Source organism: bacterium, from assembly GCA_036524115.1.
Lineage (GTDB): Bacteria > JAUVQV01 > JAUVQV01 > JAUVQV01 > DATDCY01 > DATDCY01.
Genome location: DATDCY010000177.1, coordinates 1 through 14,521 on the forward strand (window position 1 = coordinate 1; position 14,521 = coordinate 14,521).

Consider the following 14,521-nt stretch of genomic DNA (forward strand, 5'->3'; position numbering starts at 1 on the left):
ACCGAGCGCACGCGCGAGATCGGCATCCGCAAGGCGATCGGGGCGCGCGAGCGGCACGTCCTCTTCCAGTTCCTCATCGAGTCGGTGATCATCAGCAGCCTCGGCGGGCTCCTCGGCCTCGGCGTCGGGCTGCTCGCGGCCTGGCTGGTGCCGCAGTTCGGCCCCCTCAAGACCAACGTGGAGGTCTCGAGCGCGGTGCTCGCCATCGGCGTCGCCGGCGGGGTCGGCATCTTCTTCGGCTTCTACCCCGCCTGGCGCGCCGCGCGCCTCGACCCCATCGAAGCCCTGCGTCACGAATAACGGGAGAGCTGCCATGAGAAGAGTCGTCATCGCCGGTTGCCTGCTGCTGTTCCCCGGCGCCGCGTCCGCCGCCGACGCCCCGGCGGGCGCGCCGCTCACGCTCTCGGTGTCGGAGGCGGTCCTCGCGAGCCTCGCGAACAACCGCGCGCTCGCCGTGGAGCGGTTTGCCCCCGCGATCGCCCGGACCGGCGAAGAGTCGGCGCTGGCTCCGTTCGACACCGCGCTCAGCGGCTCGCTGGCAGGCGCCTGGGACGAGGCGCCCGCGGGCAGCTCCACGGTCTTCGCCAGGGGGGACAGCCAGTCGCTCGGCTTCGCCGTGTCGAAGCTGCTCCCCTGGGGCACGACCCTCGGCGCCAGCATCGACGCCCAGCGCACCTCGCCGCCGGACTCCTTCCAGACCCGTTTCGGGATGAGCGTCACCCAGGCGCTCCTGCAAGGGTTCGGCAGCGACGTGAACCTGGCGGCGGTGCGCCAGGCCCGCGTCGACACCGCCCTGTCCGCGCAGGAGCTGCGCGGGGTGACCGAGAGCCTCGTCGCGCAGGTCGAGCAGGCCTGCTGGAACTACCTGCTCGCCGGGAGCGGCATCCAGATCGTGGAGCGCTCGCTGCGCATCGCCGAGGACCAGCTCGCCGAGGTCAGGGAGCGGATCGCGGTCGGGCGGCTCGCCGAGATCGAGCAGGCCGCCGCCGAGGCGGAAGTCGCGCTGCGCCGGGAGAACCTGATCAACGCCCGCAGCCTCCTCGCCACGACGCGGCTGAACCTGCTGCGCCTGGTCAACCCGCCGGGACCGGACACGCTGACCCGCGAGCTGGTCCTCACCGACCTGCCCGCGCTGCCGCCCGCGGACCCGGACACCGTCGAGGCCCACGTGGCGCTCGCCGAGCGCCTGCGGCCCGATCTCGCGCAGGCGCGCCTCCAGCTCGAGCGCGGCGAGCTCGAGGTCGTGAGGACCCGCAACGGGCTGCTGCCGAAGCTGGACCTCTTCATCGGCCTCGGCAAGACCGGCTACGCCTCCTCCTTCCTCGACAGCGTCGACCCCGGCGGCCACGGCTACGACGTCAAGGCCGGCCTGACCCTGAGCTTCCCCTGGGAGAACCGCGCTGCCCGCGCCGCCGACCGCCGCGCCGCGCTCTCGCGCGACCAGGCCGCGGAGTCGATCGCGAACCTCGCCCAGCTCGTGGAGGTCGACGTCCGGGGCGCCTGGATCGAGCTCGCGCGGCTGCGCGAGCAGGTCGCGGCGACCGAGGCGACGCGGCGGCTGCAGGAGGAGAAGCTGCGCGCGGAGACCGAGAAGTTCCGCGTCGGCAAGTCCACGGCCTTCCTCGTGGCGCAGGCCCAGCGCGACCTGCTCCAGGCGGCGATCGACGCCGAGACCGCGGTGGCCGGCTGCCTCAAGGCCCAGGTCGACCTCTACCGGCTCGAGGGGTCGTTGCTCGAGCGCAGAGGCATCGCAACCGCGGGCCGCTGAAGGTGGCATAATAAACGCTTCACACCACGACGGAGGGACGCACATGGGCAAGACCGAGCAGGATCTCAAGGACGCCTTCGCGGGCGAGTCGCAGGCCAACCGCACGTACCTCGCGTTCGCGAAGCAGGCCGACAAGGAGGGGCACCCCGCCGTCGCGCGGCTCTTCCGCGCCGCCGCGTACGCCGAGACCGTCCACGCCCACGCGCACCTGCGCGTGCTCGGCGGCATCAAGGACACGGCGACGAACCTGCGCGAGGCGATCGGCGGGGAGACCCACGAGTTCCAGAAGATGTACCCGGCGATGATCGCCGACGCGGAGGCCGAGGGGAAGGCGCCCGCGCTGGCCTCCTTCCGCCACGCCAACGCCGTCGAGAAGACCCACGCCGAGCTCTACCAGAAGGCGCTCGACAACCTGGGCAGGAACGCGGACACCGCCTACTGGGTCTGCGAGGTCTGCGGCCACACCGCGGAGAACGAGGCGCCCGAGGTCTGCCCGGTCTGCGGGGCGCGCCGCCAGGCCTTCACCAAGGTCGATTGAGGACCGTCGCCCGCCCCGCCCCGGCGGGGTCCAGCGTGCGGCTGCGGCTGCTGAGCTGGAACATCCACAAGGGCATCGGCGGCCTGGACCGGCGGTACCGGCCGGAGCGGATCGTCGACGTGCTCGGGCACTACGCCCCGGACGTCGTCCTCCTGCAGGAGGTCGACGACGGGGCGCAGCGCTCCCGGCACGACCGCCAGGTGGACCTCTTCGCGAAGGCCCTCGGCATGTCGCACCGGGCGTTCTTCCCCAACGTGCGCGTGCGCGGCGGCGGGAGCTACGGCAACGCGGTGCTCAGCCGCCACCCGATCGCCGCCGCGCGCAACGTCGACCTGACCTTTCCCGCCAAGAAGCACCGCAGCGCCCTCTACGCGGCCCTGCAGGTGCACGGCGCCCACGGCGGGCGCCCGCGCGCGGTGCACGTCTTCAACCTGCACCTCGGCCTTTCGGGCTTCGAGCGCAAGTGGCAGCTCGGCCGCTTCTTCGCCGACCACCCCTTCGCCGGCCTCGGCGTGCACGCGCCGGTGATCGTCGGCGGGGACTTCAACGACGTCTGGGGCCGGCTCGCCCGCTTCTTCTTCGAGCCCGCCGGCTTCCAGGTGCCGGAGCGCCCGGTGCGGACATTCCCGGCCTGGGCGCCGGTGCGGGCCCTCGACGCCGTCTACGCCCGCGGCCCGCTGCGGGTGCGCCACCTCTACCGCTCGCACCTGCGCACGGCGCGCTTCGCCTCCGACCACCTGCCGCTGTACGCGGAGCTGGAACTGGTGTAGCCCGGGTCGCGGGGAGGGCTTTTCGCGCCCTGGCGGCGTTGCTTCTCGCGTTGCTTGTGCGGCGGGCACCAGCCCGCCTCCGCGCACGCTCGGCGCTGCCTTGCCAGGACACGAAAATCCGCTCCCCCCGACTCGGGCGCCCTCCCGTGGACTGACCATGCCAGGGACCGTGCGGAACCGTTGCCCTCGCTCCGCTGGGCGACCCACATCGTTGCCCTTGCTTCGCTGGGCGACCAGCAGACGGAATTCCCTTGTCTCATTGCAGCGTCCGCCGGGCGCCGAGAAGGGGTCAGATGCAAGGAGCGCGACGATCCGGCGACTGAGGCGGCCTGGTGGCCGCCGCAGGGAGGCGGGAGGAGTGCGACGCCGCAGGTGGCCCCTTATCGGCGCTCGGCGCGGCGCTCGGCGAGGAGCGTCGCGGCGCGGGCGGTGACGACCTGCGAGAGCCGCGCGTCCGCCGCGATCTCCCGCAGCTGCTGGTCGAGCAGCAGGTGCAGCAGCGCGAGCACGATGGCCGTGGGCGTCCCCGGGTTGTGGGCGAGCGCCACGCGCACCCGATCACGCACGCCCCAGCGCGCGTGGCGGGCGATCGCCGTGAGCACCTCCTCGCGCACCGGCGAGCGGGCGGCCATCCGCACGACCTCGACCTCGGTGATGCGCGGGTTGTTGAGCAGGTTCGCCACGACGGCGGGGTCAGGGTCGCCGAGCAGCCGCTCGATGAGCCCGATGTCGTTGCGGCGCGCCAGCGAGCGGCGCACGCCGAGCGGGACCTTGGCCAGGGCCTTCGGCAGCGCGGGGGCCGGCGGCGCGAGCCGCTCGTCGAGCGGCGGCAGGTCCAGGAACATCCCGGCCAGATCGTAGCGCCCGGCGCGGCGCGCGTGCGCGAGCACCCGGATCGCGAGGCCCTCGTCCCAGGCGATGCGCAGGCCCGGCGTGATCATCGCCTTGACGAGCAGGTCCGCGCCGGGCTCGTGCCGGTCGGCCGCCGCGATGATCTCGCCGAGCGCCGCCGCGATGAGGTCGGGGGCGTGCGCCGCCAGCCGCCCCCCGAGGGCGCGCGCGCGCTGCTCGGGGTCGACGATGCCCGCGAGGCACCGGCAGAGGTCCGCCGCCAGGTCCGCCGGCGCCGGCGGGCCGGCCCCTCCCTTCTCGCCCATAGGCCCTCCCTCGCGCCCCTCGCCCCGCGCCGCACGATAGCACAGCGGCAGCGCGCGGCTTTGACATCCGCACGGCCGGGAACGTAAAATCCGCCGGCCATGACCGCGCCGAAAAAGTCCTCGCCGTACTGGGCTCCCGCGCTCGAGGCGCTCGACCGGGCGGGCCTCGAGCGCCTGCAGCTCGAGCGGCTGCGCGCGACGCTCGCGCGCGCTGCGCGCGCCCCCCACTACCGCCGCGTCTTCAAGGCGCAGGGCGTCGACCCGCGGGGCATCTCCTCGCTCGCCCAACTCCCGGAGCTGCCGTTCACGGTCAAGGACGACCTGCGCTCCGACGCGAACTTCCCGTACGGCTTCCTCACGGTGCGGCGCGACCGCCTCGTGCGCCTGCACTCGTCCTCGGGGACGACGGGCCGCCCGACGGCGGTCTTCCACACCCGCCGCGACCTCGCCGCCTGGACCGACCTGCTCGCGCGCTCGCTCTGGATGATCGGCGTGCGACCCGGCGACGTCTTCCAGAACATGATGGGCTACGGGCTCTTCACCGGCGGCCTCGGGCTGCACTACGGCGCGGAGCGCCTCGGGGCGCTGACCATCCCCGCGGGGGCCGGCAACAGCCGCCGGCAGATCGCGCTCATGCAGGACTTCGGCACCACCGTGCTGCACATCATCCCCTCGTACGCGCTGCGGCTGATCGACGCGTTCCGCGAGGCCGGCGTCGACCCGCACGCCCTCGGCCTGCGCGCGGCGGTCCTCGGCGCCGAGCCGCACTCCGAGGCGGCGCGCCGGCGCATCGAGGAGCTCTTCGGGCTGCGCGCCTACAACTGCTACGGCCTCTCCGAGCTCAACGGCCCCGGGGTCGCCTTCGAGTGCCCCGAGCAGGACGGGCTGCACCTCTGGGAGGACGCCTACCTCGCCGAGGTCGTGGACCCGGCGACCGGGCGCCCCGTCCCGGACGGCACGCGCGGCGAGCTCGTGCTGACGAACCTGACGCGCGAGGGGATGCCGCTCGTGCGCTACCGCACGCGCGACCTGACGACGCTGCGCGCGGAAGCCTGCCCCTGCGGCCGCACGCACCGGCGCATCGAGAGGATCACGGGGCGCACCGACGACATGCTCATCGTCAAGGGGGTCAACATCTACCCCGTCCAGGTCGAGCGCGTGCTCATGCGCTTCGCCGAGATCGGCAGCGAGTACCTGATCGTGCTCGCGACGGTCAACCATCTCGACCAGTTCGCGGTGCGCGCCGAGCTGAAGGCCGACGCCTTCCGCGGCGACCTGCACGCCCTCGAGGCGCTGCGCAAGCGCATCGCGGACGAGCTGCGCAACGAGATCCTGGTCAGCGCGCGCGTCGAGTTGCTCGAGCACGGCAGCCTGCCGCGCGGCGAGGGCAAGGCCGTGCGCGTGCAGGACCTGCGCGAGAAGTAGCGGCGCGGACGGCGGACAACGGGAGGGAGCCATGGCGCACCAGATCGCGATCTTCGCCGAGAACCGGCCCGGGCGCCTCGAGCGCGTCTCGCGCGTCCTCGGCGAGGCGGGCGTCAACATCCGGGCGATCACGATCGCCACCGCGGAGGCCTTCGGCGTCATCAAGCTGCTCGTCGACGACCCCGGCAAGGCCTACGCCGCGCTCGCGGCCGGCGGGGTCCCGGTCTTCAAGCGCGAGATCGTCGCGATCGTCATGGACGACCGCCCCGGCGGCCTGCACGAGGCGACGGCCGCGCTGAGCGCCGCGGGGATCAACATCGAGGACGCGTACGGCTTCGTCGTCGAGGACAAGCGGCGCGCGGTGCTCGTCGTCGAGGTCGAGAAGATCCCCGAGGCGATCGGCGTCCTGCGCGAGCGCGGCATCCGCACCCTCTCCGACGAGGAGATCTACACGCTCTAGATGCGCGCTCCGCGGTACCGAGCCCTGCTGCTGGATCTCGACGGCACGCTCCTCGACGTCGAGATGCGCAGCTTCCTCGAGGCCTTCTTCCCGCTGGCGGCCGCCCGCTTCGGCGGGCCCCGCGAAGCCGATGCCATCGCGCGCGCCCTGGGCGAGGCCGCCCGGGCCATGGCACGCGCCACCGACGGCGCCCGCACCGTCGACGTGGTCTTCCTCGAGGCCTTCGCCCCCGCGGTCGGCCTGACGCCCGGCCAGGTCCGCGCCGTGTTCGAGGACTTCTACGGCGGGGACTTCGAGCAGCTGCGGCGCCTGACGCGCCCGGCCCCCGCAGCGCGGCGGCTCGTGGATCGTGCGCTCAAGCTCGGGCTGCAGCTGGTGCTGGCGACGAACCCGGTCTTCTTCGACGCCGCGATCCGCGCGCGCATCCGCTGGGCGGGGCTCGAGGACGTCCCGTTCAGCCTCGTCACGGCCGCCGAGCTCATGCGCTGGACCAAGCCGCACGCCGGCTATTTCGCGCAGGTGCTCGAGCTGACGGACCTGCGGCCCGAAGAATGCCTCATGGTCGGCGACGACCCGGTGATGGACATGTCCGCGCGTCGCGTCGGCATCGCCACCTGGCTGGCGCTGCGCCGCGGGCAGAAGCCGCGCGCGGCGCCGCTCGCGGACGAGAGCGGCACCCTCGTCCAGCTCTCCCGTTCTCTCTAGAGCACCCAGCGGCCGTCGCGGAGGATCTCCTTCGTGCGGCCGCCGGGCAGCTCCGCGGCCAGGGAGGCCTTGAAGACCACGTAGTCCTGGTGGAACGGCGTCGCGACCTTCCCGCCGAAGCCGTGGTTGTCGCCGAACGCGACGTGGACCGTGCCGAGGATCTTCTCGGACTCGAGGATGTTGTCCGGCCGCTTCGCCCCGGGGTTGGTGCCGACGCCCAGCTCCGCGACGTTCGCGTTGAGGGCGCTCTCGCGCACCTTCCGGCGCAGCAGTTCGGCTGCCGGCCCCTCCCCCTCGACCTCGTGGAGCAGTCCGTCCCGCACCCAGAGCGCCATCGGCTTCTTGAGCCGGTCGGTCTGCGACCACTCGGCGATCAGCACGCCCTGCGTCGTCCCCTCCAGCGGCGCGAGGAACGCCTCGCCCGCCGGCAGGTTGCCGTACTTCCCCGGCACGTGCAGGAGCCCGTCGTCGGGGTGGCAGACCCGTCCGCCGAGGTCCATCCGCAGGTAGGTGCCGTTGGCGCCGCGCACGATTGCGCGCCGCGCCCCGTTGAGCACCGCGGCGCACGCCGCCGTCCTGCGCGCGACATCCTTCCAGTCCACGGCCATCGGCCCGGCGAACATCAGGGGATCGAAGATCGGCATGCTCGCGTAGCGCGCCTTCGCCAGCGATGTCGCGAAGCTGCGGAAGCGCGTGTGCGTCGTCGAGTAGCGCGAGAGCCCGACCACGACCTGCGGCGCCACGGCCGCGCCCTTGCGGAGCACCCGCGCGGCCGCGGCCAGGTCGCGCGCGCTCGCCCTCTTGGCGAGGATGCGCGCGAGCACGCCGGAGCGCTCCAGCGCGCGGACCGCCTCCTCGCCGAAGAACTGGGCCCAGAGGCCGGCGGGCGGCTCGGCCCCGTGCGTGCCGGTCGGCGCGTACTCCACCAGCGTCGCCTCGCCGGCGAGCTCCGCCGCCAGTTCGGCGGCCTCGCGCGCGCAGCGATGCTGGCGCACCCAGCCCGGGTTCGCCGCGTCGGGCAGGTCGGCGAACACGAGCACCCGCTCCGACTTCTTCAGGCGGATGTTCTCCCGGAACAGCTTGAGCAGCCCCTCGCGATACCGCATCGTCCCCCCCCTCGCGCGCCGCGGGTGCGGCGAAGCCCTCAGTCGCCCGTGCCGAAGGAGACGGCGCGCACCGTGCTCGCGCCCCCCTCGACCGCGGCCTCGTCGACCGACCGTTCCTGCCCCTTCCAGCGCACCCGCGCGCGGTAGACGCCCGGCGAGAGCTCGAAGCGCGACGGAAGGCTGCAGGAGCGCGCGACGACGGTCTGTTCCTCCGGCTCTCCCTGCAGCACCTCCGTCCCCCAGGCGCAACCGAAACCGGCGCTGTCCCCGGCGATCTCCTGGCCGGAGGCGTCGAGCGCCTGCACGAACAGCTCGCCGGTCGGGAACGTGACGCGGACCTCGACGCGCTCCCCGGGCGCCACCGCGACCGCGGCGGTCTTCTCCTGCCCGGCGTAGCGGGCCTTGACGACGTAGACTCCCCCGGGGAGCGCAAACGAGGCCGGGAAGAGCTCGGCCAGCCGTCCCGCCTCCTGGGCGCTCTCGCTGCCGCCCGGACGCAGCACCACGCCCCAGCCCGCGTCCCCGCCGGGGGAGATCCCGCGGACCTCCTGGCCCGTGCCGTGAATAGCGCGCACCACGATCGCGGACTCCATGTCCGCCGCGATGCGCCGCAGCGCCCCTTCGAGCTCCGCCGGGGACGAAGCCGTCGAGACCGTCCCACCCGTGCGCTCGGCCAGGCAGCGGTACGGGCCTCCCCACGACGGATCGAACACCGGCGCGGGCGCCCCGGCGGTCCCGGCCTCGGGCATGTCGGGCTGCGCACCCGGCTCGGGCGGGCGCGCCAGCAGTACGAGGTGGATGCGTGCCGCGCCGCCCCCGGGCGGGGGGTTCGAGCCGCAGAGATCGGCGGGGCACCCCTCGGCGTCTCCCGCGAGGATGACCACGGCGTGCTCCCCGGCGGCCTCGGCGAGGTCGCCCATCGCGGCCTCGGCCGCCTTCGCGGGGTTGCGCGGCCCGCGGCCGAGGCCGGCGGCCGCATCCAGCGCCGCGACCAGCTCGCCGTGGCCCCAGGGCCCGGGCGGCCTGACCTGGTCGGTTCCGCCGCACTCCCCCTCGGCCCCCGCCAGCGCGCGCACGCCGACCCAGAGCCCCGCCGGCGGCCTAGCGAGGAACGCATCCAGGCCGGCGCGCAGCACGGGCTGCCCGCTGCCCGGTGGAGCACCGCCGGGGCCGGCCGCCAGTGCCGGCAGGTCGGCGACGACGACGAGGCCCGGGGACTCGAGCGCCGAGCGCAGCGCCACGACGCCCTCGCCCAGCGGCACCCCTTCCTCGGCCTTCTCCGCCTTCTGCTCGACCGGCGGCGCCTCCCGCTGCTGCAGCGAAGGGATCCCGGCGGTCTTCCCGGGCGTCGCCGATGGCCGGCGCGCCGTGAGGCGCTCGAGCTCGTTCTCGAGCGAGGCCTTGCGCCCGAAGAAGTAGGTCGCGAGAAAGACCGCCGCGGCGGCGAGGAGCAGGCCGGCGACGTAGACCAGGCCCGGCCGCCTCATCCGGCCGTCCCCGCGGACCCCTCGGCCGCCGCGAGCTCACGGAAGCCGGCGGGGACACCGGGACGCACGCGGACGGTGGCGGACTCGCCGAGGGTGACCGTGCCCGGCGGCCCGCCCCTGACCTTGCGCACGTTCCTGCGTCGCGTGTACGCCACGTCCACCATGCCCTGCCCCCTCGCGCCGCTGTGCCAGGCCGCGATCGCCCCCGCGGCCGCGATGGCCTCCGCGGGGGGCTCGCCGCCGGCCCCCTTGAGGACGACGTGCGCCCCCGGGAAGTCGCGGACATGAAACCAGTAGTCCTCCGGCGCGGCGACCTTGCCCGTGAGCCGGTCGTTCCCCGCGCCGCTCTTGCCGACTAGGATACGCCAGCCCCCGGCGCCGCGGTACTCCCTGATGCCCGGGATCGACTTGACACCGGCGGCGCCCGCCGGCCTCGTCGCGCCCGATGCGCTCCGCCCGCCGTCCTGCGCCGGCAGATCGCCCGCGGCCAGCTGCTCCTCGAGCTGCAGGCGGCGCGCGGCGATCGCCGGGAGTTTCCGGGCCGCGAGCTCCGCGCGGCGGCGGATCTTGCGCGCGCGGGCGAACAGCGTCGCGGCGTTCCGCCGCGCGTCGAGCGCAGGGTCGAGAGCCACTTCTGCGTTCGCGCCCGAGACCGGGTCGGTGACCGCGAGCCGCGTCGCGCCCCGCGGCACGACCGCGGCGCCGGAGGCCAGGGCTGTCCCGGCCGCCTGCGCCAGCGCGGCCTCGGCTGCCGCTTCCGCGCCGGCTTCGCGCCGCCGCATCGCCTCCTCCGCGTCGAGCTTCGCCGCCAGCCGCCGGACCCGCCGCTCCACCTCGATGTGCCGGCGCTCCGTCTCCCGGCGCCGGTCGCGCTCCGCGAAGAACGCTTCCGCCGCCGCGCTCATCGTCGGCGCCTCGACGTGCGGCTCGCCCTCCCAGGCCGGGACGGGCAGCGGGAGCAACGCGCCCCGCAGCGGATAGGAGACCGGCCGGATCTCGCCGCGCTCGACCGCGGCGCGGCAGGCCAGCAGCTGCGCGTGCACCGCCGCTCCCGGGTCGGCGTCGAATCCGGCGGCCGCGCGGGCCCGCGCCTCCGCCAGCGCGAGCGTCGCCGGGCCGACGCCCTGGAGCCGCCGGCACAGCAGCTTCGGGGCGCCATCGCTCTCGCGCCAGAGCGCCGAGAACGCCTGAGGGTCCAGCGCCCAGGGATCGAGCCGGTCCGCGGCGGGAGGCGGCGCGTACGGCTCGCCGGGCAGCACCGTCCGCACGCGGCTCAAGGGGAAGGCGACGTGCTGCAGGGCGTCCACGATCGTCCCCGCCTCCACCAGGACCAGGTTGCTGTGCTTGCCCATGATCTCCGCGACCAGCCGCAGACCGCTGCCCCCGCCGCGCCCCGCGGCGAACTCGAGCTCCACGACGCGCTCCATCCCGGGACACCCGGCCGCGGCGAGCGTCCGTCCCTCCAGCCGCTTGCGCAGCAGCCTGCAGAAGGCCGTCGGCGCCGGGAGCGCCGCGGGCCGCGCGGACGAGAGGTGCAGCCGCGGGTCGTCCGGGTCGGTCGAGACGAGCAAACGGCGCTCCGCCCCGCCCCGCAGGACCAGGACGATCGCGCGGGGCGATGGCTGGAGGACGGCCTGGACGCGCGCCGGCAGATCCCGCGCCAGCTCGCGCGCCACGGCCTTGAGGACGATGGCTTCCATGGCTGCTGTCGTGCCGCATCCTAGGACATGCCCCCGACCCGCGTCAAACGCACGTCCGCGCGGCGCGCGGACCGGCAGAGCACCCAGGCGCATGCGGATCGTGGACATTCGAGTTGACTTTCCCCGTCCGCCTCCCTAGGATTCACCTCGGTCCGGAGGTGGTCATGGCGGAGAGCATGACTGGCTACGGGCGCGGGGAGTACCGTAGCGAGCGGTACCACGTCGGGGTTGAGATCAAGAGCGTCAACCACCGCTTCCTTGAGATCAAGCTGCGCCTTCCCCGCGAGCTCGGTGCCAGCGAGAACGCGATGCGGGCGGCCCTGCGGCAGCGCTTCGCGCGCGGGGCGGTCGACGCGACGGTCCAGCTCGAGCGCCAGGAGGGCGACCGGCGGTTCGCGGTGGACGAAACGCTGCTCTCGCAGGTCGCGGAGGGGCTGGCCGCGGCGGCGCGGCGACTGGGGATCGAGGGCAGGTTCGACCTCGCGACCCTGGCGCAGTTCCGCGAGATCTTCCGCTTCGAGGCGCCGCCCGACGACCTCGCGGAGCTGGAGGCGGGCGCGCAGGCGGCGTTCGAGGCCGCGTGCGAGCAGCTCGAGGCAGCGCGCCGGCGCGAGGGCTCGGTGCTCGAGGCGGCGATCGGCGCCTCCCTCGGGGAGCTGCGCGGGGTGCACCGCCGGATGACGGAGCTGGCGCCGCAGGTGGCGCGCCAGCTCAAGGAGACGATCGCGGCGCGCGCGGCCGAGCTCTTCGGGCAGCAGCGGCTGGCGCCCGAGCGCATCGAACAGGAGGCGGTGCTGCTGGCGATGCGCAGCGACGTGACCGAGGAGCTGACGCGCCTCGGCGGGCACCTCGAGGCGTGCGGCGCGGCCCTCGCCGCGGGGGAGCCCGCGGGGCGGCGGATGGACTTTCTGCTGCAGGAGATGCACCGGGAGCTGAACACGGCCGCGGCGAAGGCGAACACGGGGGCGCTGGCGCAGCTGGCGATCGACGGCAAGCTCGAGCTGGAGAAGGTGCGCGAGCAGGTCCAGAACCTGGAATAGCCCCGCCGGCACGGCGGGTTCTTGATGCAAGGAGGAGACGAGATGGCCAGAAGACCGAAGGCGGCCGCGGCGCCGAAGCAGGCGGAGCCCAAGAAGCGCGCCGAGATCTCCGTCCTGGTGGTCGACGACGAGATGAACCTCACGCTCGCCATGCGGCGGCTGCTCTCGGCCGAGGGGTACCGGACGGAGACCGCCAACTCCGGCGACGAGGCGCTGCGCAAGGCGCGGGAGGCGCACTACGACGTCATCTTCCTCGACGTGAACATGCCGGGGATGAACGGGCTCGAGACGTTCGTCAAGCTCGGCGAGGCCGCGCCGCAGAGCGCCGTCGTGATGATCACCGGCTACGGCAAGACCCTCAAGGCCGTCATCGAGGAGGCCCGCTCGCTCGGCGTGCGGGCGGTGATCGACAAGCCGTTCAAGATCAACCAGATCACCGAGGCGATCCGCGCGATCATCCCCCACGCGGACTAGGGCTGAGGCGGGCACCGGCACCCCCGAGGCGCGAGAGGCGGACGCGACCGTGGCCATCACGCTCGTGAACATCGGCTTCGGCAACGTCGTCGTGGTCGAACGCATCGTCGCCGTCGTCCACCCGGGCTCCTCTCCCGCGCGCCGGCTCAAGGAGGACGCCCGCGAGAGCGGCCGGCTCGTCGACGCGACGCAGGGGCGGCGCACGCGCTCGATCCTCGTCACCGATTCCAACCACGTGATCCTGTCCGCGGTGCAGGGCGAGACCATCGCGCAGCGCCTCGCCCCGCCGGCCGCGGGCCGGCCCGAGCCGGCCTAGGGCGACCGCGCCAGATCCGCGCGAAACGCGCGGTCAGCGGGGGCAGACCTGTCACTTGGCCTGGATCCTCGTGGGTTGTCGCTCGGGCCAGACCGCGTCGCTCGCTTTAGGCGTTTCTTGTTTCTTCCGCCCCGTTCTTCGTGAGCGAATCCAAGCTCATTCCCTGGTTGGGATGCCCGCTGCTCTGCTGGATCCGCGCGTACGCGCGGATCTGGCGGCCGCTTGGCGCCCCGGGCGTCCAGCGCGTATACTTCCGGCGCCATGCTCTCGGACCGCCGGATCCTGCTCGTCGTCAGCGGCGGCATCGCCGCCTACAAGGCGGTGGAGCTGCTGCGCCTGCTGCGCAAGGACGGTGCCGACGTGACCGTCGTCATGACGGCGAACGCCAAGCGCTTCGTCGGCGCCGCCACCTTCCAGGCGCTCTCGGGGCACCCCGTCGCCGACGACCTCTGGGCCTTCAGCCCCGGCCTGCCGATCGAGCACCTCGCGCTCGCCCGCGGGGCCGAGCTGGTGGTCGTCGCGCCCGCGACCGCGAACATCCTCGCGAAGATGGCCGCCGGCCTCGCCGACGACCTGGCGACGACGCTGCTGCTGGCCGCGACCGCGCCGGTGCTGATCGCGCCGGCGATGAACACGAACATGCTTGCCCACGGGGCGACCCGCGCGAACCTCGCGACCCTCCAGTCGCGCGGCGTGCTCGTCGTCCCCGCCGAGAGCGGCCCGCTCGCCGCCGAGGAAGCGGGCCCCGGGCGCCTCGCCGCGGTCGAGACGATCCAGCGACGGGTGCGCGAGCTGCTGGGCGCGCGCGGCGACCTGGCGGGGCGGCGCGTGCTCGTCACCGCCGGCCCGACGCGCGAGGCGCTCGACCCCGTGCGCTATCTCTCGAACCGCTCCTCCGGGCGGATGGGACTGGCGATTGCCGCGGCGGCGCGGCGGCGTGGCGCGGAGGTGACGCTCGTCTGCGGGCCGATCGCGCTTGCCCCGCCCGCGGGGGCGCGCGCCGTTCCGGTCGTGACGGCCGAGGAGATGCGCGCCGCCGTCCGCGCGAACCTCGACGGCGCAGACGTGGTCGTGATGGCCGCCGCGGTCGCCGATTACCGCGCGGCCGAGCCGTCCGCGCGGAAGATCAAGAAGGCGGGACGGGAGCGCCTCGTCCTGGAGTTGGAGCCGACGCCCGACATCCTGGCGGAACTCGGCGCGGCGGGCGGCGGGCGGCTGCTCGTCGGGTTCGCGGCCGAGACCGGCGATCCCGCGGAAGCCGCGCAGCGCAAGCTCCGCGAGAAGAACCTCGATCTCGTCGTCGCGAACGACGTCTCGCTCCCCGGTGCCGGCTTCGACGTCGAGACCAACCAGGTCGAGATCTTCACCCGCGACGGCCGCCGCGTGCCCGTGCCGCTCGCGCCGAAGACCGAGGTCGCCGACCGCATCCTCGACGAGGTCGCGGCGCTTCTCGCGCGGCGCGGAGGGCCGTGAGCGCGAGGCGCCGGCCCGCCGCGGAGCTCGCGGACATGGCGCGGCAGGCGCGGGAGCAGCTCGAACGCGTCCGCGGGAGCCGCTGGCCCGGCTTCGACGCGC

15 protein-coding genes are annotated in these 14,521 nt (G+C 74.3%); 11 read left to right on the top strand and 4 right to left on the bottom strand.

Annotation, left to right across the window (positions count from 1 at the left end; all coding sequences use genetic code 11):
• From VI078_08645 to VI078_08660, 4 genes are all read left to right on the top strand, one after another.
• Nucleotides 1–300, top strand: a 300-nt coding sequence (locus VI078_08645) for an FtsX-like permease family protein (protein ID HEY5999347.1), incomplete at its 5' end; no start/stop codon positions are given.
• A 13-nt stretch (nt 301–313) separates the two neighbouring features.
• Nucleotides 314–1,768: a TolC family protein gene (locus tag VI078_08650; GenBank protein HEY5999348.1), complete on the top strand. Its 1,455-nt coding sequence runs from the start codon at nt 314–316 to the stop codon at nt 1,766–1,768.
• Between the two features lie 43 nt (nt 1,769–1,811).
• Nucleotides 1,812–2,306, top strand: coding sequence for a rubrerythrin family protein (locus VI078_08655; GenBank protein HEY5999349.1), 495 nt, complete (start codon nt 1,812–1,814; stop codon nt 2,304–2,306).
• Nucleotides 2,307–2,341: 35 nt separating this feature from the next.
• Nucleotides 2,342–3,076: an endonuclease/exonuclease/phosphatase family protein gene (locus tag VI078_08660; GenBank protein ID HEY5999350.1), complete on the top strand. Its 735-nt coding sequence runs from the start codon at nt 2,342–2,344 to the stop codon at nt 3,074–3,076.
• A 380-nt stretch (nt 3,077–3,456) separates the two neighbouring features.
• Here VI078_08660 and VI078_08665 read toward each other — a convergent pair whose 3' ends face one another.
• On the bottom strand, nt 3,457–4,233 hold the full coding sequence (locus tag VI078_08665) for a hypothetical protein (GenBank protein HEY5999351.1): 777 nt from the start codon (nt 4,231–4,233) through the stop codon (nt 3,457–3,459).
• A 99-nt stretch (nt 4,234–4,332) separates the two neighbouring features.
• Here VI078_08665 and VI078_08670 point away from each other — a divergent pair, with 99 nt between their 5' ends.
• The 3 genes from VI078_08670 to VI078_08680 are packed head-to-tail and all read left to right on the top strand — an operon-like array spanning nt 4,333 to nt 6,823.
• A complete protein-coding gene (locus VI078_08670; GenBank protein HEY5999352.1) occupies nt 4,333–5,658 on the top strand; it encodes a phenylacetate--CoA ligase in 1,326 nt (441 codons plus the stop codon).
• 31 nt (nt 5,659–5,689) lie between these two features.
• Entirely contained in the window at nt 5,690–6,118 is a 429-nt protein-coding gene (locus tag VI078_08675; protein HEY5999353.1) for an ACT domain-containing protein, read from the top strand.
• Nucleotides 6,119–6,823: an HAD family hydrolase gene (locus VI078_08680; protein HEY5999354.1), complete on the top strand. Its 705-nt coding sequence runs from the start codon at nt 6,119–6,121 to the stop codon at nt 6,821–6,823.
• Here the strand turns inward: VI078_08680 and VI078_08685 are convergent.
• Genes VI078_08685 through VI078_08695 form a run of 3 tightly spaced genes read right to left on the bottom strand, consistent with a single transcriptional unit; the run spans nt 6,820 to nt 11,116 of the window.
• Nucleotides 6,820–7,929 carry a peptidase gene (locus VI078_08685; GenBank protein ID HEY5999355.1) on the bottom strand — a complete coding sequence of 370 codons (1,110 nt, stop codon included), beginning with the start codon at nt 7,927–7,929 and terminating at the stop codon, nt 6,820–6,822. The genes VI078_08680 and VI078_08685 overlap by 4 nt on opposite strands.
• 38 nt (nt 7,930–7,967) lie before the next feature.
• Nucleotides 7,968–9,416: a hypothetical protein gene (locus VI078_08690; protein HEY5999356.1), complete on the bottom strand. Its 1,449-nt coding sequence runs from the start codon at nt 9,414–9,416 to the stop codon at nt 7,968–7,970.
• Nucleotides 9,413–11,116, bottom strand: a complete 1,704-nt coding sequence (locus VI078_08695) for an NFACT RNA binding domain-containing protein (protein ID HEY5999357.1) — start codon at nt 11,114–11,116, stop codon at nt 9,413–9,415. Before VI078_08695 ends, VI078_08690 begins: the two co-directional genes overlap by 4 nt.
• Nucleotides 11,117–11,280: 164 nt before the next feature.
• Between VI078_08695 and VI078_08700 the strand changes: the two genes are divergently transcribed.
• The 4 genes from VI078_08700 (at nt 11,281) to coaBC (ending at nt 14,419) form a co-directional block, all read left to right on the top strand.
• A complete protein-coding gene (locus VI078_08700) occupies nt 11,281–12,156 on the top strand; it encodes a YicC/YloC family endoribonuclease (GenBank protein ID HEY5999358.1) in 876 nt (291 codons plus the stop codon).
• A gap of 42 nt (nt 12,157–12,198) precedes the next feature.
• Nucleotides 12,199–12,630, top strand: a complete 432-nt coding sequence (locus tag VI078_08705; protein HEY5999359.1) for a response regulator — start codon at nt 12,199–12,201, stop codon at nt 12,628–12,630.
• Between the two features lie 49 nt (nt 12,631–12,679).
• Nucleotides 12,680–12,946 carry an extracellular matrix/biofilm biosynthesis regulator RemA family protein gene (locus tag VI078_08710; protein HEY5999360.1) on the top strand — a complete coding sequence of 89 codons (267 nt, stop codon included), beginning with the start codon at nt 12,680–12,682 and terminating at the stop codon, nt 12,944–12,946.
• Nucleotides 12,947–13,207: 261 nt separating this feature from the next.
• On the top strand, nt 13,208–14,419 hold the full coding sequence (coaBC, locus tag VI078_08715) for a bifunctional phosphopantothenoylcysteine decarboxylase/phosphopantothenate--cysteine ligase CoaBC (GenBank protein HEY5999361.1): 1,212 nt from the start codon (nt 13,208–13,210) through the stop codon (nt 14,417–14,419).
• Nucleotides 14,420–14,521 lie beyond the last annotated feature (102 nt).

Coding starts and splice junctions, on each gene's coding strand:
- VI078_08650 (HEY5999348.1), top strand. CDS start 314: ATGAGAAGAGTCGTCATCGCCGGTTGCCTGCTGCTGTTCCCCGGCGCC.
- VI078_08680 (HEY5999354.1), top strand. CDS start 6,119: ATGCGCGCTCCGCGGTACCGAGCCCTGCTGCTGGATCTCGACGGCACG.
- VI078_08655 (HEY5999349.1), top strand. CDS start 1,812: ATGGGCAAGACCGAGCAGGATCTCAAGGACGCCTTCGCGGGCGAGTCG.
- VI078_08665 (HEY5999351.1), bottom strand. CDS start 4,233: ATGGGCGAGAAGGGAGGGGCCGGCCCGCCGGCGCCGGCGGACCTGGCG.
- coaBC (HEY5999361.1), top strand. CDS start 13,208: ATGCTCTCGGACCGCCGGATCCTGCTCGTCGTCAGCGGCGGCATCGCC.
- VI078_08685 (HEY5999355.1), bottom strand. CDS start 7,929: ATGCGGTATCGCGAGGGGCTGCTCAAGCTGTTCCGGGAGAACATCCGC.
- VI078_08695 (HEY5999357.1), bottom strand. CDS start 11,116: ATGGAAGCCATCGTCCTCAAGGCCGTGGCGCGCGAGCTGGCGCGGGAT.
- VI078_08675 (HEY5999353.1), top strand. CDS start 5,690: ATGGCGCACCAGATCGCGATCTTCGCCGAGAACCGGCCCGGGCGCCTC.
- VI078_08705 (HEY5999359.1), top strand. CDS start 12,199: ATGGCCAGAAGACCGAAGGCGGCCGCGGCGCCGAAGCAGGCGGAGCCC.
- VI078_08700 (HEY5999358.1), top strand. CDS start 11,281: ATGGCGGAGAGCATGACTGGCTACGGGCGCGGGGAGTACCGTAGCGAG.
- VI078_08690 (HEY5999356.1), bottom strand. CDS start 9,416: ATGAGGCGGCCGGGCCTGGTCTACGTCGCCGGCCTGCTCCTCGCCGCC.
- VI078_08670 (HEY5999352.1), top strand. CDS start 4,333: ATGACCGCGCCGAAAAAGTCCTCGCCGTACTGGGCTCCCGCGCTCGAG.